Annotated in this window: 19 protein-coding genes and 1 pseudogene; 11 read left to right on the forward strand and 9 right to left on the reverse strand. The window is 70.5% G+C overall.

The window, feature by feature from the left end; translation table 11 throughout:
- Nucleotides 1-7 precede the first annotated feature (7 nt).
- The 4 genes from C1I89_RS14360 to C1I89_RS14375 all read right to left on the reverse strand — a co-directional run bounded on the left by C1I89_RS14360 (nucleotide 8) and on the right by C1I89_RS14375 (nucleotide 4,427).
- A complete protein-coding gene (locus C1I89_RS14360; protein WP_102773424.1) occupies nucleotides 8-1,003 on the reverse strand; it encodes an acrylyl-CoA reductase family protein in 996 nt (331 codons plus the stop codon).
- A 21-nt stretch (nucleotides 1,004-1,024) separates the two neighbouring features.
- Complete coding sequence (locus C1I89_RS14365) at nucleotides 1,025-2,194, reverse strand: acyl-CoA dehydrogenase family protein (protein ID WP_102773425.1); 1,170 nt, start codon at nucleotides 2,192-2,194, stop codon at nucleotides 1,025-1,027.
- An 18-nt stretch (nucleotides 2,195-2,212) separates the two neighbouring features.
- Nucleotides 2,213-3,196, reverse strand: coding sequence for a Bug family tripartite tricarboxylate transporter substrate binding protein (locus C1I89_RS14370; protein ID WP_102773426.1), 984 nt, complete (start codon nucleotides 3,194-3,196; stop codon nucleotides 2,213-2,215).
- A 64-nt stretch (nucleotides 3,197-3,260) separates the two neighbouring features.
- Entirely contained in the window at nucleotides 3,261-4,427 is a 1,167-nt protein-coding gene (locus C1I89_RS14375) for an acyl-CoA dehydrogenase family protein (RefSeq protein WP_102773427.1), read from the reverse strand.
- Nucleotides 4,428-4,596: 169 nt separating this feature from the next.
- Between C1I89_RS14375 and C1I89_RS14380 the strand changes: the two genes are divergently transcribed.
- The 3 genes from C1I89_RS14380 (at nucleotide 4,597) to C1I89_RS14390 (ending at nucleotide 7,516) form a co-directional block, all read left to right on the forward strand.
- Nucleotides 4,597-5,394, forward strand: a complete 798-nt coding sequence (locus tag C1I89_RS14380; RefSeq protein ID WP_102773428.1) for an IclR family transcriptional regulator — start codon at nucleotides 4,597-4,599, stop codon at nucleotides 5,392-5,394.
- Nucleotides 5,384-6,157: an IclR family transcriptional regulator gene (locus C1I89_RS14385; RefSeq protein WP_102773429.1), complete on the forward strand. Its 774-nt coding sequence runs from the start codon at nucleotides 5,384-5,386 to the stop codon at nucleotides 6,155-6,157. Before C1I89_RS14380 ends, C1I89_RS14385 begins: the two co-directional genes overlap by 11 nt.
- A gap of 162 nt (nucleotides 6,158-6,319) precedes the next feature.
- Nucleotides 6,320-7,516 carry an MFS transporter gene (locus C1I89_RS14390; RefSeq protein ID WP_102773430.1) on the forward strand — a complete coding sequence of 399 codons (1,197 nt, stop codon included), beginning with the start codon at nucleotides 6,320-6,322 and terminating at the stop codon, nucleotides 7,514-7,516.
- A gap of 4 nt (nucleotides 7,517-7,520) precedes the next feature.
- On the opposite strand, the gene C1I89_RS14395 is transcribed toward C1I89_RS14390, so the two are convergent.
- Genes C1I89_RS14395 through C1I89_RS14410 form a run of 4 tightly spaced genes read right to left on the reverse strand, consistent with a single transcriptional unit; the run spans nucleotide 7,521 to nucleotide 11,662 of the window.
- Nucleotides 7,521-8,822, reverse strand: coding sequence for an MFS transporter (locus tag C1I89_RS14395; RefSeq protein ID WP_102773431.1), 1,302 nt, complete (start codon nucleotides 8,820-8,822; stop codon nucleotides 7,521-7,523).
- Nucleotides 8,823-8,849: 27 nt separating this feature from the next.
- Nucleotides 8,850-9,998 (reverse strand): galactonate dehydratase, encoded by a 1,149-nt coding sequence (gene dgoD / locus C1I89_RS14400; RefSeq protein ID WP_102773432.1) that lies wholly within the window; start codon nucleotides 9,996-9,998, stop codon nucleotides 8,850-8,852.
- Nucleotides 9,995-10,648, reverse strand: a complete 654-nt coding sequence (locus C1I89_RS14405) for a 2-dehydro-3-deoxy-6-phosphogalactonate aldolase (protein WP_102773433.1) — start codon at nucleotides 10,646-10,648, stop codon at nucleotides 9,995-9,997. Before C1I89_RS14405 ends, dgoD begins: the two co-directional genes overlap by 4 nt.
- A gap of 9 nt (nucleotides 10,649-10,657) precedes the next feature.
- On the reverse strand, nucleotides 10,658-11,662 hold the full coding sequence (locus C1I89_RS14410) for a 2-dehydro-3-deoxygalactonokinase (protein ID WP_102773434.1): 1,005 nt from the start codon (nucleotides 11,660-11,662) through the stop codon (nucleotides 10,658-10,660).
- Nucleotides 11,663-11,919: 257 nt separating this feature from the next.
- Between C1I89_RS14410 and C1I89_RS14415 the strand changes: the two genes are divergently transcribed.
- Nucleotides 11,920-12,738, forward strand: coding sequence for an IclR family transcriptional regulator (locus C1I89_RS14415; RefSeq protein ID WP_102773435.1), 819 nt, complete (start codon nucleotides 11,920-11,922; stop codon nucleotides 12,736-12,738).
- A gap of 12 nt (nucleotides 12,739-12,750) precedes the next feature.
- On the opposite strand, the gene C1I89_RS14420 is transcribed toward C1I89_RS14415, so the two are convergent.
- A complete protein-coding gene (locus C1I89_RS14420) occupies nucleotides 12,751-13,689 on the reverse strand; it encodes a LysR family transcriptional regulator (RefSeq protein ID WP_102773436.1) in 939 nt (312 codons plus the stop codon).
- Nucleotides 13,690-13,781: 92 nt separating this feature from the next.
- Between C1I89_RS14420 and C1I89_RS14425 the strand changes: the two genes are divergently transcribed.
- From C1I89_RS14425 to C1I89_RS14460, 7 genes and pseudogenes are all read left to right on the forward strand, one after another.
- Complete coding sequence (locus C1I89_RS14425) at nucleotides 13,782-15,257, forward strand: aldehyde dehydrogenase (RefSeq protein ID WP_102773437.1); 1,476 nt, start codon at nucleotides 13,782-13,784, stop codon at nucleotides 15,255-15,257.
- A 5-nt stretch (nucleotides 15,258-15,262) separates the two neighbouring features.
- On the forward strand, nucleotides 15,263-16,303 hold the full coding sequence (locus C1I89_RS14430) for an NAD-dependent epimerase/dehydratase family protein (RefSeq protein ID WP_102773438.1): 1,041 nt from the start codon (nucleotides 15,263-15,265) through the stop codon (nucleotides 16,301-16,303).
- Nucleotides 16,304-16,386: 83 nt separating this feature from the next.
- Nucleotides 16,387-17,361 (forward strand): tripartite tricarboxylate transporter substrate binding protein, encoded by a 975-nt coding sequence (locus C1I89_RS14435; RefSeq protein ID WP_102773439.1) that lies wholly within the window; start codon nucleotides 16,387-16,389, stop codon nucleotides 17,359-17,361.
- Nucleotides 17,362-17,389: 28 nt separating this feature from the next.
- Nucleotides 17,390-18,067, forward strand: a complete 678-nt coding sequence (locus C1I89_RS14440; RefSeq protein ID WP_102773440.1) for an RraA family protein — start codon at nucleotides 17,390-17,392, stop codon at nucleotides 18,065-18,067.
- Nucleotides 18,064-19,029 carry a 2-hydroxyacid dehydrogenase gene (locus C1I89_RS14445; protein ID WP_102773441.1) on the forward strand — a complete coding sequence of 322 codons (966 nt, stop codon included), beginning with the start codon at nucleotides 18,064-18,066 and terminating at the stop codon, nucleotides 19,027-19,029. Before C1I89_RS14440 ends, C1I89_RS14445 begins: the two co-directional genes overlap by 4 nt.
- A pseudogene (locus C1I89_RS35220) lies at nucleotides 19,026-20,568 on the forward strand (FAD-binding oxidoreductase). Before C1I89_RS14445 ends, C1I89_RS35220 begins: the two are co-directional and overlap by 4 nt.
- A 32-nt stretch (nucleotides 20,569-20,600) precedes the next feature.
- Entirely contained in the window at nucleotides 20,601-21,560 is a 960-nt protein-coding gene (locus tag C1I89_RS14460; protein WP_102773442.1) for a tripartite tricarboxylate transporter substrate binding protein, read from the forward strand.
- The last annotated feature ends 1 nt before the right edge of the window (nucleotide 21,561 follow it).

Genomic DNA, 21,561 nt, shown 5'->3' on the forward strand with positions numbered 1-21,561 from the left:
AGTGGGTTCAGGAAAAGCGCGCCACGCTGCGGCCGATGCTGCCGCGTTCGAGCATGGCGGCTAGCGCCTGCGGCAGTTCGCGCGGTTCGATGACGCGGGCGATCAGGTCCAGGCGCGCCGGGCGGTACTCGGTGGCGAGCTTGTTCCAGACCTGGCTGCGCAGCGGCATGGGGCTGTTGGCGTTGATGCCCAGCAGCTTGACACCGCGCAGGATGAAGGGGATGACGGAGGTCGGCAGCTCCGCGCCGCCGGCGTTGCCGAAGGCGGCGGCCACGCCGTCCGGCCGGGTGCTGGCCAGCGCGTGGGCCAGCACGCTGCCGCCGACGGAATCGACGACGCCGGCCCAGCGCGCGCTCATCAGGGGCTTGATGGCGGCCGCCGGGTCGGGCGGCGCGATCACTTCCTGCGCGCCGAGCGAGCGCAGGTAGGCGGCGGCGTCGGGCTTGCCGGACATGGCGCACACGCGGTAGCCGCGCTGGCTGAGGATGTCGATGGCCACGCCGGCGACGCCGCCGGTGGCGCCGGTCACCAGCACTTCGCCCTGGTCGGGCGTCAGCCCGCAATGTTCCATCCAGTGCAGCGAGAGCGCGGCGGTATAGCCGGCCGCGCCCAGCACCGCCGCGTCGCGCAGGCTGATGCCGGCGGGCAGGGGCAGCACCCACTCGTGGGGCACGCGCGCGTATTCGGCGTAGCCGCCGTCGCAGTCCACGCCGATGCCGAAGCCGTGCACCACGACTTCCTGGCCGGGCGCCAGCGCCGGGGCGGCCGAATGCACCACGATGCCCGAGAGGTCGATGCCGCCGATGCGCGGATACTGGCGGATGATGTTGCCGCGCCCGGCCTGGGCCAGCGCGTCCTTGTAGTTCAGGCCCGCGTAGGCCACTTTGATGAGCGTGTCGCCGGCGGAAAGCGCGTCCGCCGACAGCGTCTCGAAGCGGCCCTCGGGCGGCGCGCCGTCCGTGCCGGCATGCAGTCGGTAGGCCTGGAAACTCGGGTTATCCATCGTGCTCTCCTTGGTTCGGGTTCAGGCGCGCGCCAGCAGCCGGCGCGCCAGGGTGGCGCGGTGCAGCTCGTTGGCGCCGTCGTAGATGCGGAAAGGGCGCATTTCCTGCCAGACCATGGCCACCGGCGTGTCCTCGGACAGCCCCGAGGCCCCCATCATCTGCACGGCGCGGTCGGCCACGCGGTTGACGGCCTCGGATACGAAGACCTTGGTCATGGCGCTATGCTGCTTGACCGACAGGCCGGCGTCCATGCGGGCGGCGCAATCCCCGGTCATGAGGCGGCTGGCGTGCAGGTCGATGTGCGAATCGGCGACCATGGCCTGGATCTGCTGCAGGTCGGCCAGGCGCGAGCCGAAGGAGTCGCGCCGCGCCACGTACGCCTGCGCGGTTTCCAGCGCGCGCCGGGCGCGGCCGATGTAGCGCATGCAGTGCGACAGCCGGGCGGGTTCGAGGCGCAGCTGCGCGTATTCCAGGCCGCGGCCGGGTTCGCCCAGCACCGCGTCGTCGCCGACTTCGCAGCCGGTCAGCGCGATCTCGGCGTGGCCGCCGATCTGGTAGCCGGTGACCATGCCGATGTCGCGCACGACGCGGTAGCCCGGCGTGTCCGCCGACACCAGGAACAGGGTCGCGCCTTCTTCGGCGCGCGCCAGCACCAGCGCGAAGTCCGCGCCCACGCCGCCGCTGATGAATTGCTTGTGGCCGTTCAGTACCCAGCGGCCGGCGCGCCGCTCGGCGCGCGTCTGCAGCATGGAAGGGTCGGAGCCGGCGCCGGGCGCGGGCTCGGTCATGGCGAAGCAGGCGCGCTGTTCGCCGCGCACCAGCGGCGCCAGGAAGCGTTCCTGCTGGGTCGGGTCGCCCAGGCGCAGCAGCGTCAGCATGTTGGGCTGGTCGGGCGCGGCGCAGTTCAGCGCGGCCGGTCCCAGGAAGCTGCGTCCGGCCTCCTCCAGCAGGCGGGCCAGGGCGCGCCAGCCCAGGCCCAGCCCGCCCCATTCGGCGGGCAGCTGCGGCGCATAGAGGCCGGCCTCGCGGGCGCGGACGCGCAGTTCCGCGACGCGGCGGTCCAGCGCCGTCACGTCGCGCGCGATGGCGGGCGATTCGGCGGGTATCGCGATGTCGTCCACGAAGCGGCGCATGCGGTCGCAGAGGTCCTGCACGGCCTGTTCGTCATGGTTCTCCTGCTGGGCATGCATGGCGGTCTTCCTTGCGGCTTACTGGATGCGGGTGCCGGTGGACTGCACCAGCTTGCCCCACCAGGCGGTTTCATCGGCGATCTGCTTGGCGAACTCGGCGGGGGTGCTGCCCAGCGGTTCGGCGCCCAGTTCCTGGAAGCGCGCGCGCAGCGTGGGATCCTGCAGCGCCTTGACGACGGCGGCGTGCAGGCGTTCGATCACGGCCGGGTCGGTGCCGGCCGGCGCCATCAGGCCCTTCCAGGCCATCACCACGAAACCCTTCTGGCCGGCTTCGTCGAAGGTGGGGATGTCGGGCGCGGCGGTGGCGCGCTGGTCGCTAGGCACGGCCAGCGCGCGCAGGCTGCCGGCCTTGACCTGCGGCAGCAGCGCCGGCATGTTGTCGATCATGAAGTCGATGTGTCCGGCCACCAGGTCGGTGATGGCGGGGCCGGTGCCCTTGTAGGGCACGTGCACCGCCTGCAGGCCGGCCTGCTGCTTGAGCAGTTCGCCGGCAAGCTGCGCCGGCGAGCCGTTGCCGGGCGAGCCGAAGGACAGCTTGCCGGGGTTGCTGCGCGCGTACTGCAGGAACTCCTGCAGGTTCTTGGCCGGCAGCGATTTGTTCACCACCATCAGGTTGTGTTCGCGCTCCAGGCAGCTGATGGGCGCCAGGTCCTTGGCCGGGTTGAACGGCATGTTGGCGTACAGGCTGGGGTTGATGACGGTGGGGCCGGCGGCGGCCAGCAGCAGCGTGTAGCCGTCGGGGGCGGCCCGGGCGACGTAGTCGCCGCCGATGTTGCCGCCGGCGCCCGGCTTGTTCTCGACGATGACGGGCTGGCCCAGGATGGGGTGCAGCGTCTCGGCCAGCAGGCGGCCGAGGATGTCGGTCGAGCCGCCGGGGGCGAACGGGACGATCAGCCTGACGGGCTTGTCGGGATAGGCGGCGGCCGCCTGGGGCGGCAGCGCCGCGCAGGCGAACGTGGCGGCCGCGGCCGCGATCCACTTGGGCAGGTGCTTGTGCAGCATGGAAGTCTCCTTCGGTTGGGGCGGGCCGGCGGCTTCTTGCGGCCGCGGTCCCTTGGGGGCTGCGTTAGCGGCCCGGCGTGTAACCCGCCTGGTTCAGGGTGTGGCGGGCGATGGTCAACTGGTGGATCTGGCTGGTGCCTTCGTACAGGCGGAACAGGCGCACGTCGCGGTAGAAGCGTTCGATGCCGTGGTCGGCGATATAGCCGTAGCCGCCGTGCATCTGCACGCAGCGGTCGGCCACCCGGCCGCACATTTCCGATGAGAAGTATTTGCAGATCGAGGCGTTCAGCGTGACGTCGCGGCCTTCGTCGCGTTCGCGCGCGGTCTGCAGCACCAGCGCGCGGGCCGCCTGGATCTCGGTCTGGCAGTCGGCGATCATGGCCTGGATCAGCTGGAAGTCCATCAGCGGCTTGCCGAACTGCTGGCGCTCGGCCACGAAGCGCAGCGTGTCGTCCAGCATGCGGATGGCCGGCCCGATGCACAGCGCGGCCAGGTGGATGCGCTGCTTGTTCAGCACCTTCATGGCGGTCTTGAAGCCCATGCCGAGCCGGCCGCCGATGAGGTTGGCGGCCGGCACGCGGCAATCCTGGAAGTGCACGCCGGAGACGGGCGAACCGGCCTGGCCCATCTTGTCGTAGGGCTGCCCGGTGGACAGGCCCGGCGTGCCGCGCTCGACGATGAAGGCGCTGATTCCCCTGGCGCCCGGTTCGTCGGGGTCGGTGCGCGCCATAACGGTGAACAGGCCCGCCAGCGGCGCGTTGGTGATGAAGCACTTTTCGCCGTTGAGCACGTAGTGGTCGCCGTCGCGCACGGCGGTGGTGGTCAGCGCGGTGGCGTCGGAGCCGGCCTGCGGCTCGGTCAGCGCAAAGCAGCCGGTCAGTTCGCCCGAGGCCAGGCGCGGCAGGTAGCGGGCCTTCTGTTCATCGGTGCCGTCGGCCACCAGCGCCTCGGAGCCGATGCCGGTATTGGTGCCCACCCGGGCGCGGAACGCCACCGAGCACTGCGACAGTTCCATGGCGGCCAGGACCAGTTCTTCGGTGGTCATGCCCGCGCCGCCGTACTGCGTGGGAATCGAGTAGCCGAACAGGCCCTGGGCGGCCATGTCGGCGACCAGGTCGGGCGGGACTTCGTCCAGGCGGGCGACTTCGGCCTCGCGCGGCGCCAGCCGTTCGCGCACGTAGCGGCGTAGCGATTCGAGGAACTGGGGGAAGCCGTCGCGGTCCCGGATCATGGTGAGTCTCCGTCTGGTCTGGTGGTTCGATTCAGGCTAGCAAAAGGCCGCCGGATTTGAGACAAGTGTTTCGATATCTTGAGCGCAACTTGCGTGGGCGCCGGCCCGCCTGCTCTATCATCGGCAGGACGGGCCGCGCCTGCCGCCCGCGTTTTCAGGAACCCCGACCATGCCCAGCAGCCCCGGCCAGCGCCACGCCGATCCGGCCTTCGCCACCACGCTGGCGCACGGGCTGTCGGTGCTGCAGGCCTTCCGCCACGGGGAGCCGGCGCTGAGCAACCGGGAGCTGGCCGACCGCACCGGCCTGTCCAAGGCCACTATTTCGCGGCTGACCACCACGCTGATGCAGCGCGGCCTGCTGCGCTACGACGGCGGCCTGCGGCGCTACCGGCTGGGGCCGGCGGTGCTGTCGCTGAGCTATCCGCTGCTGGCCAGCATCAAGGTCCGCCAGCTGGCGCGGCCGCTGATGAAGCGCCTGGCCGACACGGCCGGCGGCTCGGCTTCGCTGGGCATGCACCACGGCCTGAACATGGTGTATCTGGAGACCTGCCGCGGCCACGACGCGGTGTCGTTCAGGCCCGATATCGGCGCCTTGCTGCCGCTGTTGCCGTCGGCCATGGGCCGCGCCTGGCTGGCCCAGGGCGCCGGCGGCGAGGCCCAGGCCGTGCTGGAGGCGCTGCGGCGCCAGGACCCGGCGGCCTGGCGCCGCTACGCGCCGGACTGGGAGCAGGCGCAGCGCGATTACGCCGAGCATGGATACTGCGTGGGGCAGGGCGACTGGCATTCGGACGTGCATGCCGTGGCGGTGCCGATGCGCACGCGGGTCGACGGCCAGGCGCTGGTGTTCAACTGCGGCGTGCCGGTGGCGCGGCTGCGTCCCGGCGACCTGCGCGCACGCATCGCGCCGCGCCTGCTGGCGCTGGCCGAACGCGTGGAGAAAATCCTGGAGCGTGAACATGGCGCATGAGCCGGACCGCGAATTCACCACCACGCTGGCGCGCGGCATCGACATCCTGGCGTGTTTCCGCGCTGACCGCCCGGTGCTGGCCAACAAGGATTTCGCGGCGCAGACGGGCCTGTCGCGCAGCGCCGTCGCGCGCCTGACGCATACGCTGGTCGAACTGGGCTTTCTGCAGCGCGAGGGCGAGCCGCCGCGCTACCGCCTGGGCGCGTCGGTGCTGGCGCTGAGTTATCCGCTGCTGGCCAGCATGCAGATCCGCCAGCTGGCGCGCCCGCTCATGAAGCAGCTCGCCGACCATGCGCGCGGGGCGGTGTCGCTGGTGGTGCGCGACCGCCTGCAGATGGTGTATGTGGAGACGGCCCGCTCCAACGAAGCGTTGCAGACCCGCCCCGACATCGGCGCATCGCTGCCGCTGCTGTCCAGCGCCGCCGGCCGCGCCTGGCTGGCGCGCGTGTCCGACGAGGAGCGCGCGGCGGTGCTGAACCAGCTGCGCGTGGCCGACCCGGCGCACTACGAGGCGCATTTCCCCACGCTGGCCGCGGCCCGCCGCGACCTGGAGCGCAAGGGCTATTGCGGCAACAACCTGCAGTGGCGTCCCGACGCCTATGGTTTCGCCGCGCCGCTGAGCCGGCCGCACCAGTCGCTGCTGTACGTGTTCAATTGCGGCGTGCCGGCAGGCGACGGTCCTTACCGCGAACGCGCGGCCGACATCGGCCCGCGCCTGGTCGCGCTGGCGCGCGAGACGGAGCGCCTGCTCGGCTATTCGTGACTTCCAGTCAAAAGTGTTTCGCCTGTCCCCCACTGTTTCCGCAAGGATGCAGCCGGCATACTGGGCGCCTGTCTTTCGACCGGGCCCAGGCGACGCGCCAGCCGGCCTGTCCGCCAGGCGGCTCCCAGCCCCGGTCGACGCTATCGAACCGAGGAAATCCGCATGAACTCAACAGACACCCGGCCGGTCAAGCCCGGCCTGCCGCTGCTCGCGCTTGCCGTGGGCGCTTTCGGGATCGGCGTGACCGAGTTTTCGCCCATGGGCCTGCTGCCCGTCATCGCCGAAGGCGTGGACGTATCCATCCCCAGCGCGGGGATGCTGATCAGCGCCTACGCCATCGGCGTGATGGTCGGCGCGCCCCTGATGACCCTGGCTTTTTCGCGCTGGTCCCGGCGCCGCGCGCTGATCCTGCTGATGGCGATCTTCACCATCGGCAATCTGTTGTCGGCGCTGTCGCCCAATTACACGACGCTGCTGCTGGCGCGCCTGGTCACCAGCCTGAACCACGGCGCCTTCTTCGGGCTGGGATCGCTGGTGGCGGCCAGCGTGGTGCCGCGCCACAAGCAGGCCAGCGCCGTGGCCACCATGTTCATGGGCCTGACCATCGCCAATGTGGGCGGGGTGCCGGCGGCCACCTGGCTGGGCCAGGCCATCGGCTGGCGCATGTCGTTCGCGGCCACCGCCGTGCTGGGCCTGCTGGCCATGCTGGCGCTGTGGCGCGCGCTGCCGGCGGGCGCGTCCGGCAGCCGCCCCGACGTGCGGCATGAACTGGCCGTGCTCAAGCGTCCGGTGGTGCTGATGGCCTTGCTGACCACGGTGCTGGGCGCGGGTGCGATGTTCACGCTGTACACCTACATCGCGCCGACACTGGCCGAGATCACGGGCGCGTCGCCGGCCTTCATCACCGGCATGCTGGTGCTGGTGGGCCTGGGCTTCACGCTGGGCAACGGCCTGGGCGGGCGCATGGCCGACCGGTCGCTGGACGGCACGCTGATCACCTTCCTGGTGCTGGTCATCGCGGACCTGCTGGCCTTTCCGTGGGTCGCGTCCACGCCGGTGGGCGCGGCGGTGTCGCTGCTGATCTTCGGCGTGGCGACGTTCGCGGTGGTGCCGCCCTTGCAGATGGGCGTGATGCGCGCCGCCACCGAAGCGCCGGGACTGGCGTCGTCGGTGAACGTGGGGGCGTTCAACCTGGGCAACGCGGTGGGCGCGGCCGCGGGCGGCGCGGTGATTTCGGCGGGGCTGGGCTATGCCGCCGTGCCGGTGGCCGGCGCCGTCATCGCGGCGGCCGGCCTGGCCCTGGTGCTGCTGCAGCGCGCCGGCAATGCGCGCCGCAGGCCGGCGATGCAGGGCTGCTGAGGACTCAGGCCTCGATCCGCTCGACCTTGCCCACCAGCAGGATGTAGGACAGCGCGCCCAGCAGCGCCAGCGACGACACGTAGACGATGGCGGGCGCGAAGCTGTCCTTGGACACCAGCAGGCCGATCACGATGGGCGTGCAGATGGACGACAGATTGCCGACGAAGTTGAACACGCCGCTGGTCAGGCCCAGCAGCCGCACCGGCGCCAGGGTCGAGACCAGCGACCAGGTGATCGAGGCCAGCCCGTTGCCGAAGAAGGCCACGGCCAGGAAGAAGATCACCCAGGGCGTGGAGTCGGTGAAGTTGGCGCCGATCATGGCGGTGGAGATCAGCAGGCCCAGGATGATGGGCAGCTTGCGCGCCAGCCCCACGCTGGCGCCGCGGCGCACCAGGAAATCGGACAGCACGCCGGAACACAGGACGCCGACGAAGGCCGCCAGAAATGGCACTGAGGCCAGAAAGCCCGATTTGATGAAGTCCATGCCGCGGTACTTCACCAGATAGGTGGGGAACCAGGTCAGGAAGAACCAAAGCGTGGAGGTCAGACAGAACTGGCCCAGGTACACGCCCCACAGCTTGCGCTTGCTCATCACCAGGCCCAGGTCGTTCCAGCGGAACGGGGCCTTTTTTTCGGTGACGCGTTTTTCCAGGTCGACCACGCCGCCGCCTTGCTGGATGAGTTCGATCTCGGCCGCGTTGGCGCCCTTGAACTGGCGCGGTTCGCGGTAGACCAGGAACCACAGCACGCCCCAGACGATGCCCACCAGGCCGGTGCTGACGAACACCATGTGCCAGCCGAAGTGATGCTGCAGCCAGGCCAGCACCGGCGTCAGGAACGCCAGGCCGACAAACTGGCCGGAGGTGTAGAAGGCGATGGCGGTGGCGCGTTCCTTTTCCGGGAACCAGGTGGTGACGACGCGGTTGTTGATGGGATAGGCGGGCGCCTCCAGCGCGCCCACGGCCAGGCGCAGCACGAACAGGATCACGAAGCTGCCGGCGAAGCCCATGAAGAAGGTGGCCGCCGACCACAGGATCAGCGCAGCCGCGTACAGCACCCGCGGCGACACGCGGTCGACCAGCCAGCCGCCGGGGATCTGCATGGCGGCGTAGGTCCAGCCGAAGGCCGACAGGATCAGGCCTTCGTGCACGGTGTCCAGGCCGAACTCGTCCTTGAGGGCGGGCGCGGCGATGGACAGGTTGCTGCGGTCCAGGTAATTGATGACGACGGTGATGAACAGCATCACCATGATGAGGTAGCGGCTGCGCGTGGGGCGCAGGCCCGCTTGGATGGCGGCGGCGGACAAGGGAGTCTCCTCGTTTTCGTTATCGGCTTACCATTCGGCGAAGCTGCCGTCGGCGTGGCGCCAGATGGGGTTGCGCCAGCGGTGGCCGACGGCGGCGCGTTCTTTGACGTATTCCTCGTTGACCTCGATGCCCAGGCCCGGACCCTGCGGAATCGAGACCATGCCGTCCTGGTAGGCGAACGCTTCGCGGTTGCTGACGTAGTCCAGCAGGTCGTTGGCGGCGTTGTAGTGGATGCCCAGGCTTTGTTCCTGGATGAAGGCGTTGTAGCAGCCGGCGTCGATCTGCAGGCAGGTCGCCAGCGCGATGGGCCCGAGCGGGCAGTGCAGCGCCAGCGCCACGTCGTAGGCCTCGGCCATGGCGGCGATCTTGCGCGTTTCGGTGATGCCGCCGGCATGGGAGGGATCGGGCTGGATGATGTCCACGTAGCCCTCGGCCAGAATCCGCTTGAAGTCCCAGCGCGAGAACAGCCGCTCGCCCAGCGCGATCGGGGTGGAGCTGAGCGGAGCCAGTTCCTTGAGCGCTTCGTAGTGTTCGCTCAGCACCGGCTCTTCGATGAACATGAGCTTGAACGGTTCGAGTTCCTTCATCAGCACTTTGGCCATGGGCTTGTGCACGCGGCCGTGGAAGTCCACGCCGATGCCGACGTTGGGGCCGACCGCGTCGCGCACGGCGGCCACGTTCTCCAGGCACTTCTCGACCTTGTCGAAGGAATCGATGTACTGCAGTTCTTCGGTGCCGTTCATCTTGACGGCGGTGAAGCCGCGCTCGACCGCGCCCTTGGCGGCGGCCGCGGTGTCGGCCGGGCGGTCGCCGCCGATCCACGAATACACGCGGATGCGGTCGCGCACGTTGCCGCCCAGCAGCTGCGACACCGGCACGCCCAGATGCTTGCCCTTGATGTCCCACAGCGCCTGGTCGATGCCGGCCAGCGCGCTCATGTGGATGGCGCCGCCGCGGTAGAAGCCGCCGCGGTATAGCACGGTCCAGTGGTCTTCGATGTTGCAGGGGTCCTTGCCGATCAGGTAGTCGGACAGTTCCTCGACGGCCGCGGCCACCGACTGCGCGCGGCCCTCGACCACGGGTTCGCCCCAGCCGACGATGCCGGCGTCGGTTTCGATTTTCAGGAAGCACCACCGCGGCGGCACGATGTAGGTGGTGAGCTTGGTGATCTTCATGCTTGAGTCTCCTTGGCGGATTGGGCGCGCTGCCAGGCGGCGATGAAAGCGCGCGCGTTGTGTTCGACTGCGGCGGCCGACAGGCCGGGTTTGTACAGGGCCGAGCCCAGGCCGAAACCGCTGGCGCCGGCCTGGACGTAGGGGGCGAGGTTGTCCGGCGTGATGCCGCCCACCGGCAACAGGGCCAGAGGCTGGCGCAGCACGGCGCGCCAGGCCTTGAGCACGGCCGGGCCGAGCTGTTCGGCGGGGAACAGTTTCAGCACGTCGGCGCCGGCGGCCAGCGCGGCGTAGGCCTCGGTGGGCGTGGCCACGCCGGGGCAGGCCGCCATGCCCAGTTGTCTGGCGGCGCGGATCACGGCGCCGTCGCTGTGCGGCATGACGATGAGTTCGCCGCCGGCCTGCTGCACGCGGGCGCAGTCCTCGGGAGCGATCACCGTGCCGGCGCCGATCAGGCAGTCGGTGGGCAGCGCCGCGCGCATGGCGCGGATGCTGTCCAGCGGGTCGGGGGAGTTCAGCGGCACTTCGATCAGGCGAAAGCCGGCGGCGTAGAGCGCCTGTCCGACGGGTTCGGCCTCGCCGGGCGTGATGCCGCGCAGGATGGCGATCAGGCCGCATTCGGCCATGGCGGTTTGCAGTCCGGGATGGTGCATGTTCGTTTCCTAGGAATGGGCCGTTGCACAGGAGTCGATCAGGCCGGCGCTGACGGCCAGGTGCCACAGGCCGCGTTCGGTGGCGTCCTGCGCCACCTCGGGCGTGCCCAGGCCGTAGTGCTGCAGGGCCTGTATGTAGCGGCCGCAAAGCGCCGGCTCGCCGCAAAGCACGATGCGGGGCAGTTCGCCCTGCTGGCGCAGCAGCTGCGCCAGCGCGGCGACTTCGTGGCCGATGAGCAGGCCCGACAGGTAATCGGCCTGCGAGGTCGGCGCCAGCTGGCCGGTCAGGCCCAGCGCGCGAGTGCTGAACACGCTGGACAGCACGCCGGCGCGGCCGGCGGGCGAGCCGGCGACCTGCAGGCCGCGTTCGAACGCGGCCATGTCGGCGCCGGCGGAGTCGGCCATGGTGCGGCCCAGGATGGTGTGGCCGCGCAGCGCGGCGTAGATTTCGCCGGTCATGAAGGTGTGGAAGTGCGTGACGCGGCCGCGCTGCGCGCCGACCCACTTGGAATGGGTGCCGGGCAGGCCGATCAGCATGTTGTCGTGGGCGCGCGCCGGCTCGAACAGCACGCCGAACACCTGGGTCTCTTCGCCGCGCATCACGTTGGGCAGGCCCTGGCGCTGGATCAGGCCCGGCACGATGTGCACGGGCGTGGCGCCGCCGCGTTCGACCACGGTGAGCTGTGTGCCGATGCGCGCGAGGTCGAGCGGCACGTCCAGGTAGGCGGCTTCGCGCCAGCCCTGGGCGCTGCCGACCATGCCGCAGGCGATCACCGGCAGCGCGGGCTCGGCCCGCAGCCAGTCGCCGCAGGCCTGTTCGAAGGCCAGCTCGAAACCGGAAAGCGTGGCGGTGGCCGCGCCGTCCTGCAGCGGCTGCGGCAGGCGCATGATGCCCCAGGGCAGGTGGCGGGTATCGAGCGTGCGGCCGGCGGCGTCCAGCCGGTAGGCGCGCAGCGAGGAGGTGCCCCAGTCCAGCGCGATGAGCGCCGCGCGGGCGGGCAATCCGGTAGTCATCAGAAATCGGTCTCGGCTCTGGCCGCGGCCCTGGCCGTCGTGGCGGCAAGCGTGCGCGGACCTGGTTGTGCGGGCCCGCCGCAGGCGCGCGGGCGATGGGAAAAATTCTAGATCAGTGCTTGAAAAATCTCAAAATATAGAATGAAATCCCATATATAGGGAATTTGAGGCTATTCCCCGCTTCCCGGCATGGATGCGCCGGGTATGCTTGTCACCGTGTTTTCCGGCTCTTTCCGGCCGCCCTGTTCCGAGTTGTCATGACCGCCACGTTCTCGCCCGACCCCGCTCCCGCCCTGGACCCCGACGCCGTCGCGCCCGCCGGCACGCAGACACTGATGCGCGGCCTGGCCGTGGTGCAGGCGGTGGCGGCCGGCGCGCGCGATCTGAAAGACATCTGCGCCCGCATCGGGGTGGCGCGCAGCACCACGCACCGGCTGGCCAGCTGCCTGGTGCAGGAACGCTATCTGCGGTCCCTGCCCGGCGTGGGCTACGTGCTGGGCCCGAAGCTGATCGAGCTGGGCTTCCAGGCGCGCGAGGCCTTTCCGATGGCGACGCTGGCGCGGCCCTACCTGGACGAGTTGGCGGCCCTGACGGGCGACACCATCCACCTGGCCGTGCGCGACAACGACGAGGTGCTGTACCTGGAGAAGATCCCCGGCAAGAAGGGGCTGGAAATGCGTTCGCGCGTGGGGCATCGCATGCCGCTGGCGGCCACCGGCGTGGGCAAGGCGCTGCTGCTGGACGCGGAGGAGCCGCAATGGAAGGCGCTGTACCGGGTGGGCGCGCCGGTGTCCTCGCGCGCGCCCGGCGGGCGCCAGACCTGGGAGGCTTTCCGCGACCGCATGCGCGAGTACGCGGCCCACGGCTACGCGTTCGACCTCGAGGACAACGAGCCGTCGATCCGCTGCGTGGCCGCGCCGGTGCGTGACGCGTCCAGCGGCATCGTGGCCGCCATCAGCGTGTCCAGCACGGTGCCGTACATGTCGCTGGAACGCATGCGGGAAATGGTCGCCGTGGTGCAGGGCGCGGCGGCGGAGATTTCCGCCGAACTGGGGTGGAAGGTAGAGCGCGCCTGATCCCCGGCGGCTTCAGGCGGCGGGCACGGAAAGCAGCCGCGGCTGAATCTCGGCCATGGCTTTCTTCAGCTGGGCGGCCAGGGCCTGCGCGGCCGGCGACAGCGTGCGGTCGCGCCGGTGCAGCAGTCCGATGTCGCGCCGCGCCGACGCGTCGCCCAGCGGCGTGCAGCCCAGGCCGGCCAGGTTCAGTTCCGGCAGCGCCAGGCGCGGCAGCACGCTCACGCCCAGGCCCTGGCGCACCATGCCGGCGGCGGTGCCCATATGGGTGACGTCGTAGCGCAGCGCGGTGGCGGGCGCGCCGGTTTCGTCGCGCACCGCGCGGTCGAACTGCTGGCGCGCATGCGAACCCTGCGACAGCAGGATCAGGTCATAGCGCAGCACGTCGCGCCAGTGCAGCACTTTCCTGTCCGCGCCCAGCGGATGCCCGGCGGGATAGACCGCGCAGAAGCAATCCTGCCCCAGCGGCGTGAAGGCCAGGTCCGGCGCCGATTCGGTCTGCGCGGCCACCGCGAATTCGATCTGGTTGGTGCGCAGCATGGCGAGCAGCTCGTCGTTGTGCGCCTCCACCACCCGTACCTTCAGCGCGGGATGCGCGCGCCGCAGCTCGCCCACGGCCGCCGGCAGCAGGCTCAGCGCCGCCGACGGCAGGGCGCCCAGGGCCACGTTGCCGCGGCGCACCGCGGCCAGGTCGGCAAGACTGCGGTAGGCCTCTTCCAGGTCGGCGATGGGACGCTGCACCCGCGAATGGAAATCCCGCCCGGCCGAGGTCAGGCTGATGGCGCGCGTGGTGCGCTCGAACAGCCGCAGCCCCAGCACGTCTTCCAGGTCCTGGATCAGGGCCGTGAACGACGGCTGGGTGACGCCCAGCTGGTTGGCTGCATGGGTGAACGAACCGCTGTCGACGGCCAGCAGAAAGGCCTTTAGCGGCCGGTACTTGATATTGATAGCCATGAGCTAAGAATATTAGATAAATATCTATTTGTGTCTAATAATCTTGCGGCCGATCATGACGTCTACCGCAGTCATCCCGACCCAGAGACGTTATGGACGCATCGAGCCACAAGCCATTCCGGCTGGGCGCCAACTGGCGCCACAGCCAAGACGGCGACGCCGTCATCACCTCCATCAACCCGGCCGACGGCAGCATCGCCGGCACGGTCGCCCGCGCCTTGCCGCAGGACGTGGACGCCGCCGTGGCGATCGCGTGGGAGGCCTTTCACCGCCAGCCGTGGCGCAAGCTGCGCCCGGACCAGCGCGCCGCCACGCTGTACGAGATCGGACGCCGTCTCGCGGCCGAGCGCGAGCCGCTGGCGCGGCTGCAGATGCAGGACAGCGGCAAGCCGTGGAAGGAATGCCTGAACATGGTCGACAGCGCGGCCGGGCATTTCCGCTATTACGCGGCGGTGTGCGAGACCTGGCAGAACGAAATGACCTCGCCGCGCGGCGAATACTTTTCGATGGCGCTGGCCGAGCCGTTCGGCGTGATCGCGGCCATCACGCCGTGGAACTCGCCCATCATGAACGAGGCCCAGAAAGCCGCGCCGGCGCTGGCCGCCGGCAACGCCGTCTTGCTCAAGCCCTCCGAGGAAACGCCGCAGCTGGCGCTGGAACTGGCCCGGATCTGCGGCGAGGCCGGCCTGCCCGAAGGCCTGCTCACGGTGCTGCCCGGCCATGGCGAGGACGTGGGCGCGGCGCTGGTCAGGCACCCGGGCGTGCGCATGGTGTCCTTCACCGGCGGCACCGAGACCGGACGTGCCATCGGCGGCATCGCCGGGCAGCGCCTGATTCCGGTGGGGCTGGAGCTGGGCGGCAAGTCCCCGCATATCGTGTTCGAGGACGCCGACCTGGACCGCGCCGTGGCCGGCGTGATCTCCGGCATCTTCGGCTCGGCCGGCCAGAGCTGCGTGGCGGGTTCGCGCCTGTTCGTGCAGAAGTCCATCTACAAGCGCTTCATGGACGCGCTGGTGGAGCGCGCCGCGCAGGTGCGCGTGGGCCTGCCCGACGACCCCGCCACGCAGATGGGACCGCTGGTGTCGCGCGCCCATCGCGACAAGGTCGCCTCGTATGTGGACATCGGCCGCGCCGAGGGCGGCCGCGTGCTGGTCGGCGGCGCCGCGCCCACGCAGCCCGAGCTGGCCAAGGGCTGGTTCTACCTGCCCACCGTGATCGACGGCCTGGGCAACCAGGCCCGCGTGTGCCAGGAAGAGATCTTCGGCCCGGTGCTGGTGGCGCTTGCCTTCGACGACGAGGAAGACGTGATCCGCCAGGCCAACGACACCGCCTTCGGCCTGGCCGCCGGCATGTGGACCGGCGACTACGCCCGCGCATGGCGCGTGGCGCGCGAGATCGAGGCCGGCTCCATCTGGATCAACACCTACAAGCAATCGCATATCGCCACGCCGTTCGGCGGCTTCAAGGCCAGCGGCATCGGACGCGAGAAAGGCCTGCACGGCCTGCGGCTCTACAGCCAGGTCAAGAGCCTGTATTGGGGCATGCACGAAAAACCCTTGGGACTGTGAACAATATGACGACTGAAAAGAAAAGCGCGGTGCTGTCGCTGGCCGACTCCCGCATCCTGATCGCCGGCGCCGCCAGCCTGGTGGGCTCGCACACCGCCGATGCGCTGCTGGCCGCCGGCGTGCGCGAAGTGATCCTGCTGGACAACTTCGCCTTCGGCACGCCCGAGGCCATCGCCCATCTGCGGGACGACCCGCGCGTGAAAGTGGTGCGCGGCGACCTGATGCGACTGCCCGACCTGCTGGCGGCGACCGAGGGCGTGGACGGCGTGCTGCACCTGGCGGCCTACATGACGCTGGGCTTCGCGCAGACGCCGTGGCAGGCGGTGGACGTGAACGTGCGCGGCGCGCAGAACATGCTGGAAGCCTGCCGGGTCAACAAGGTGAAGAAGATCGTGTTCGCCTCGTCCAACGCCGTCTACGGCTACGGCAGCGGCATCGCCGGCGCGCTGGCGGAGAACGGGCCGTTCCATTCGGTGGGCGCGCCGCCGGCGGCGATCCTGTACGGCGCCTCCAAGATCATGGGCGAGCAGCTGTGCCGCCAGTACTACCAGAAGTCCGGCCTGGACTATGTGGTGCTGCGCTACTCCACCGTGTACGGCGAGCGCCAGCACTATCGCGCGGCCAATTCGCTGTACATCATGGAAACCTATGACCGGGTGCGCAAGGGCGAGCGCCCGGTGCTGCCGGGCGACGGCACCGAGACCAAGCACTTCGTGCACGTGTCGGACGTGGCGCGCGCCAACGTCGCGGCGTTTTGCAGCGAGGCGACCGACGTGGCGGTGAACGTGTCCGGCCCCGCGCCCATCACGACCGGCGAACTGGTGCGGCTGGTGCTCGACTACTGCAAGAGCGACCTGCAGCCCGAAATCAAGCCGGACCCGCCGGGCACCGTGCGCCTGACATCGGGCGGCGCGTTCCACATTCCCCACGATCTCGCGGGCCGGCACATCGGCTGGCAGCCCGAGGTCGGCATGGCCGAAGGCGTGGCGCGGCTGCTGGCCTGGCGCGAAGCGCAGGAGGCAGGCCAGGCGCGCAGCACAGACTGAAGCAGGCCGCCGACGGCGCCGCAGAGCGCCGGGGCGGCTGGTTGCAGAGCAGGCAGTAAGACCCGACCCACAGGAGACAAGACATGAGCAAGCGCAACTGCATCGCCAGGGCATTTCTTGCCCTCGGCATGGTCCTGGCCGCGAGCGCGGCGCAGGCGGCCGGCTATCCCGACAAGCCGGTGACACTGGTCGTGCCGTATCCGCCGGGGGGCGCGACCGACGTCATCGCGCGTCTGATCGCGGAAAAACTGCCTGCCGCCTGGGGCCAGCAGGTCATCGTCAACAACCGTCCCGGCGCGGGCACGACCGTGGCGGCCGAGGCCGTGGCGCGTTCGCCCGGCGACGGCTACACCCTGTACATGACCACGGCCGCGCACACCATCAGCGCCAGCCTGTACAAGAAGCTCAACTACGACCCGCTGAAGGACTTCGCGCCGCTGACGCTCACCTCCACCATACCGCTGGTGCTGGTGACCACGCCGTCCTTGCCCGTCAATAGCCTGGCCGAACTTATCGCCTACGCCAAAGCCTCGCCGCAGGGCCTGAGCATGGCCTCCACCGGCAACGGCACGCCGCAGCACCTGACCGGCGAACTGTTCAAGGCCAAGGCCGGCCTGAAGCTGGTCCACGTGCCGTACCGCGGCGACGCGCCCATGCTGACCGACCTGATCGGCGGCCAGGTGCAGATGGCGTTCGTCACCCTGTCGGCCGCCTTGCCGCACATCCAGTCGGGCAAGCTCAAGGCGATCGCGCTGGCCCATCCGCGCCGGGTCGAGGCCATCGGACAGGTGCCCACCATGGCCGAGGCCGGCATGAAGAACTTCGAGGCCGCGACGTGGTTCGGGCTGTTCGCGCCGTCCAGCATGCCCGCCGACCTGCGCGAGAAAATCTACCAGGACGTCTCCAGGATCGTGGCCACGCCCGAAATGACCCGCAAGCTGCAGGACATGGGCGGCGACGTCAACAACAGTTCTCCGCAGCAGTTCCAGGCCTTCATCAACGACGAGGCGCAGCGCTGGGCCGAAGGCGTGAAGCTCTCGGGCGCGCGCATCGACTGACCGGCCACACCGACGGAGAACGCAGAACATGAGCAATCAAGAGCAAGCATGGCTGGCGCGCTGCGCCGCCATCGCAACCAGCACCTGGTCCGACGCCATGGACACCCTGGGCATCGCCGGCGTGGTGCAGGGCATCCCGCGCCGCGGCGGACAGGGCCGCATGGCCGGCTTTGCCGTCACCGCGCGCCACGTCTGGGGCGGGCTGGGCGATTTCGACCGCGCGGACTTCGCGGTGGGGCGCCTGGTCGCCGCCACCGGCCCGGGACGGGTATTGATGGTGGATGCGGGCGGAACCTGCATTTCCACCTTCGGCGGCATTGCCTCGATGGCGGCGTCGCGGCGCGCGGCCACGGCCGTCGTCATCGACGGGGCCTGCCGCGATGTCGATGAAATCGCCGCCACCGGCCTGTGGCTGGCCAGCCGCCACGTCACGCCGCTGACCGGCAAGACGCGGCTGAAGCTGCAGGCCATGGGCGAGCCGGTGACCATAGGCGGCGTGCCCGTGGCCGAGGGCGATCTGGTGGTGGGCGACGACACCGGCCTGGTGGTGGTGCCGCGCGCGCGCATGCAGGAGGTGCTGGCCGCGGCCGAAGAGGCGCTGGCCGTCGACGGGCGCGTGGAGCAGGGCATACGCGACGGCCTGTCGTTCGCCGAGGCCGCCGCGGCCGCCAACTACATTCCGGCCAGCGCGGGAGGCCCGGCGTGACTGCCCGCTACGACGTGGTGCAGGTGGCCTCGCTGGGCGAGGATTTCGACCGGCGGCTGGCGGCCCGCCACCGGGTCCTGCCGGCCTGGCGCGAGCCGCGGGGCCTGGCCGCGTTCGGCGCCGAACTGCAGGACCTGCCGGTGGCGGTGACCTCGGTGCGCCACGGTTTCACCCAGGCCATGTTCGACGCCTTGCCCGCGCTGCGGGCCGTGTGCAGCTGGGGCGTGGGCCACGATACGCTGGACCTGCGCGCCGCCGCCGCGCGCGGCATCGGCGTGAGCGTCACGCCCGACGTGCTGGACGACTGCGTGGCGGACCTGGCGTGGGCGCTGCTGCTGTCGGCGGCGCGCCGCACGGCCGCGGGCGATCGCTACGTCAAGAGCGGCCAGTGGCGGGCGCTGGGCCGGTTTCCGGAAACCACCAGGGTCTCGGGCAAGCGCCTGGGCATCCTGGGGCTGGGCCGCATCGGCTTGGCCGTCGCCCGGCGCGCGGCGGGATTCGACATGGAGGTGCGCTACCACAACCGCAGCCCGCGGCCGCAGGCGCCGTACGGCTATGAGCCGTCGCTGGCGGAACTGGCGGCGTGGGCCGATTTCCTGGTGGTGGCTTGCGTGGGCGGCGCGCACACGCGGCACCTGGTCGACGCCAAGGTCATCCGCGCGCTGGGGCCGCAGGGCATCCTGGTCAACATCGCGCGCGGCAGCGTCGTGGACCAGGCCGCGCTGCTGGCCGCGCTGCGCGCGGGCGAACTGGGCGGGGCCGGCCTGGACGTGCTGGAACAGGAGCCCACCCCGGCGGCCGAGTTCGCCGGCATGGACCAGGTTGCGCTGATGCCGCACGTCGGCAGCGCGACGCGCGAGACCCGCGCCGCCATGGCCCAGCTGGTGCTGGACAACGTCACGGCCTTTATCGAGACCGGCAAGCTGCTCACGCCGGTGGCCGCCGCGGAGTTGCGGGCATGACGCCGTCCGCGCTGCTGGCGGCGCTGGCCGCCTGCCTGGGCGAGGCCCACGTGCTGACGGGCGCCGATGCCGGGCCCTATTTGACCGACTGGCGCAGGAACGTCACCGGCCGCGCCCTGGCCGTGCTGCGCCCGGCCAGCCGGGATGAAGTGGCGCAGTGCGTGCGTCTGTGCGCCGCCGCCGGCGTGGCGCTGGTGCCGCAAGGCGGCAACACCGGGCAGGTGGCGGCCGCCACGCCGGATGCGAGCGGAACGGCCGTGGTCCTGTCGCTGCTGCGCATGAACCGCGTGCGCGCGCTGGACCTGGACAACGACACCATCACCGTCGAAGCGGGCTGCGTGCTGCAGGCGGTGCAGGAGGCGGCCCGCCGCGCCGGCCGGCTGTTCCCGCTGTCGCTGGGGGCGCAAGGCAGCTGTACCATCGGCGGCAACCTCGCCACCAACGCCGGCGGCACGCAGGTGCTGCGCTACGGCAACGCGCGCGAGCTCGCGCTGGGCCTGGAGGTCGTGACGCCGCAAGGCGAGATCTGGGACGGCCTGCGCAGCCTGCGCAAGGACAACACCGGCTACGACCTGCGGGATCTCTACATCGGCAGCGAAGGCACGCTGGGCGTCATCACCGCCGCGGTGCTCAAGCTCTATCCGCTGCCGCGCGCGCAGGGCACGGCGCTGGTCGCGCTGGACGGCCTGCCCCAGGCGCTGCAGCTGCTGCANGGATCTCTACATCGGCAGCGAAGGCACGCTGGGCGTCATCACCGCCGCGGTGCTCAAGCTCTATCCGCTGCCGCGCGCGCAGGGCACGGCGCTGGTCGCGCTGGACGGCCTGCCCCAGGCGCTGCAGCTGCTGCAACGTGCGCGCGCCAGCCTGGGCGCGGGGCTGACCGCCTTCGAGGTGATGTCGGCCGCCTGCCTGCGCGACGTGACGCGCGCCTTTCCGCAACAGCGCATGCCGTTCGCGGACCTGGCCGACGGCCGCTGGTGCGCGCTGCTGGAGCTTTCCGACAACCTGGAGCCGGCGCAGGCGCAGGAGCGGCTGGAAGCCGTGCTGTCGGCCGCGCTGGAGGCCGGCGAGGCCGTGGACGCGGCGGTCGCGGTGTCCGGCGCGCAAAGCGCCGCCTTCTGGCATCTGCGCGAAAGCATCACGCTGGCGCTGGCCCGGGCCGACGCCTGCGTAAAACACGATATTTCGCTGCCGGCCTCGCGCATTCCGGCCTTCGTGCAGTCCACCGACCGGGCCCTGGCCCAGGCGTTTCCCGGCGTGGCCATGCGCGTATTCGGCCATCTGGGCGACGGCAATCTTCACTACAACCTGCTGCCGCCCGCGGGCGCGCGGCACGCGGACATCCAGGCGCTGGTGCACGACCGGGTGCACGCGGCGGGCGGCTCCATCAGCGCCGAACAGGGCATAGGCCAGCTGCGCGTGCACGACCTGCAACGCTACAAGAGCGAGGTCGAGCTGGCCCTGATGCGCCGGATCAAGTCCGCGCTGGACCCGCAGGGGCTGATGAACCCGGGAAAGATCCTGGCCGCCCGGCCCTGACCACCGACTACCGATAACAACCAGGAGACAGCATGTTCTTTTCACGCAAGATCGTCGCGCGCGCAGCGCTTTCCATCGCCGGCCTGTGCGCCGCCGTGCCCGCCTGGGCCTGGCCCGACCGGCCGATCGAACTCGTCGTCGGGTTCGCGCCCGGCGGCGGCACGGACCTGACGGCCCGCGCGCTGGCCGTCTTCCTCGAAAAGGAGCTGGGCGCCACCGTGGTGGTGCAGAACAAGCCGGGCGCCTCCAGCGCCATCGCGCTGGCCTACGTGGCGCGGGCCAAGCCCGACGGGTACACGCTGGCCATGACCAACATGCCCGGGCTGGTGTCGCTGCCGATCGAGCGCAAGCCGGGCTTTGGCGGCGACGACTTCACCTATCTGGCCAATCTGGTGCGCGACCCCAGCGCCTTCAGCGTGGCCAGCGACAGCCCGTACCAGACGCTGGACGCGCTGATCGCGGCGGCCCGGGAAAAGCCGGGCTCCATCAGCTATGGCTCCACCGGCGTGGGCACGGACGACCATCTGGCCCTGGTGCTGTTCCAGGCGGCCACGGGAACCCGGCTGAACCACGTGCCCTACAACGGCGCCGGACCGCTGCGCAGCGCCGTGCTGGGCGGCCATACCGTCATCGGCGGACTGAACCTGGGCGAAGTCATGCCCTACCACGGCAAGAACATGCGGGTGCTGGCGCAGGCCAGCGAAAAGCGCTCGGCGCTGGGGCCGGACGTGCCCACCTTCAAGGAGCAGGGCGTGGATCTGGTGTTCGCCTCGGAGCGCGGCATCGTCGCGCCCAAGGGGCTGCCGGCAGAGGTGTCCGAAAAACTGCGCAAGGCGCTGGGCAAGGTCGCCGCCGATCCGGCGTTCCAGGCCCAGATGAAGCAGCAGTTCACCGAAATGGACTACCTGGACGGGCCGCAATGGCAGGAGCGGCTCAAGGGCGACGACGCGCGCCTGCGGCAGATCTGGGCGCAGACGCCCTGGGTCGAATAGC

The organism is Achromobacter pulmonis (assembly GCF_002885955.2).
In the GTDB taxonomy this organism is placed as follows: Bacteria; Pseudomonadota; Gammaproteobacteria; order Burkholderiales; family Burkholderiaceae_B; genus Achromobacter; species Achromobacter pulmonis_A.

What these genes read in the sequence shown, in the direction of transcription:
- C1I89_RS14385 (WP_102773429.1), top strand. Translation starts at nt 5,384, where the DNA reads ATGGCGCATGAGCCGGACCGCGAATTCACCACCACGCTGGCGCGCGGC.
- C1I89_RS14390 (WP_102773430.1), top strand. Translation starts at nt 6,320, where the DNA reads ATGAACTCAACAGACACCCGGCCGGTCAAGCCCGGCCTGCCGCTGCTC.
- C1I89_RS14460 (WP_102773442.1), top strand. Translation starts at nt 20,601, where the DNA reads ATGTTCTTTTCACGCAAGATCGTCGCGCGCGCAGCGCTTTCCATCGCC.
- C1I89_RS14380 (WP_102773428.1), top strand. Translation starts at nt 4,597, where the DNA reads ATGCCCAGCAGCCCCGGCCAGCGCCACGCCGATCCGGCCTTCGCCACC.
- C1I89_RS14420 (WP_102773436.1), bottom strand. Translation starts at nt 13,689, where the DNA reads ATGGCTATCAATATCAAGTACCGGCCGCTAAAGGCCTTTCTGCTGGCC.
- C1I89_RS14410 (WP_102773434.1), bottom strand. Translation starts at nt 11,662, where the DNA reads ATGACTACCGGATTGCCCGCCCGCGCGGCGCTCATCGCGCTGGACTGG.
- C1I89_RS14365 (WP_102773425.1), bottom strand. Translation starts at nt 2,194, where the DNA reads ATGCATGCCCAGCAGGAGAACCATGACGAACAGGCCGTGCAGGACCTC.
- dgoD (WP_102773432.1), bottom strand. Translation starts at nt 9,998, where the DNA reads ATGAAGATCACCAAGCTCACCACCTACATCGTGCCGCCGCGGTGGTGC.
- C1I89_RS14370 (WP_102773426.1), bottom strand. Translation starts at nt 3,196, where the DNA reads ATGCTGCACAAGCACCTGCCCAAGTGGATCGCGGCCGCGGCCGCCACG.
- C1I89_RS14415 (WP_102773435.1), top strand. Translation starts at nt 11,920, where the DNA reads ATGACCGCCACGTTCTCGCCCGACCCCGCTCCCGCCCTGGACCCCGAC.
- C1I89_RS14430 (WP_102773438.1), top strand. Translation starts at nt 15,263, where the DNA reads ATGACGACTGAAAAGAAAAGCGCGGTGCTGTCGCTGGCCGACTCCCGC.
- C1I89_RS14440 (WP_102773440.1), top strand. Translation starts at nt 17,390, where the DNA reads ATGAGCAATCAAGAGCAAGCATGGCTGGCGCGCTGCGCCGCCATCGCA.
- C1I89_RS14405 (WP_102773433.1), bottom strand. Translation starts at nt 10,648, where the DNA reads ATGCACCATCCCGGACTGCAAACCGCCATGGCCGAATGCGGCCTGATC.
- C1I89_RS14425 (WP_102773437.1), top strand. Translation starts at nt 13,782, where the DNA reads ATGGACGCATCGAGCCACAAGCCATTCCGGCTGGGCGCCAACTGGCGC.
- C1I89_RS14360 (WP_102773424.1), bottom strand. Translation starts at nt 1,003, where the DNA reads ATGGATAACCCGAGTTTCCAGGCCTACCGACTGCATGCCGGCACGGAC.
- C1I89_RS14375 (WP_102773427.1), bottom strand. Translation starts at nt 4,427, where the DNA reads ATGATCCGGGACCGCGACGGCTTCCCCCAGTTCCTCGAATCGCTACGC.
- C1I89_RS14435 (WP_102773439.1), top strand. Translation starts at nt 16,387, where the DNA reads ATGAGCAAGCGCAACTGCATCGCCAGGGCATTTCTTGCCCTCGGCATG.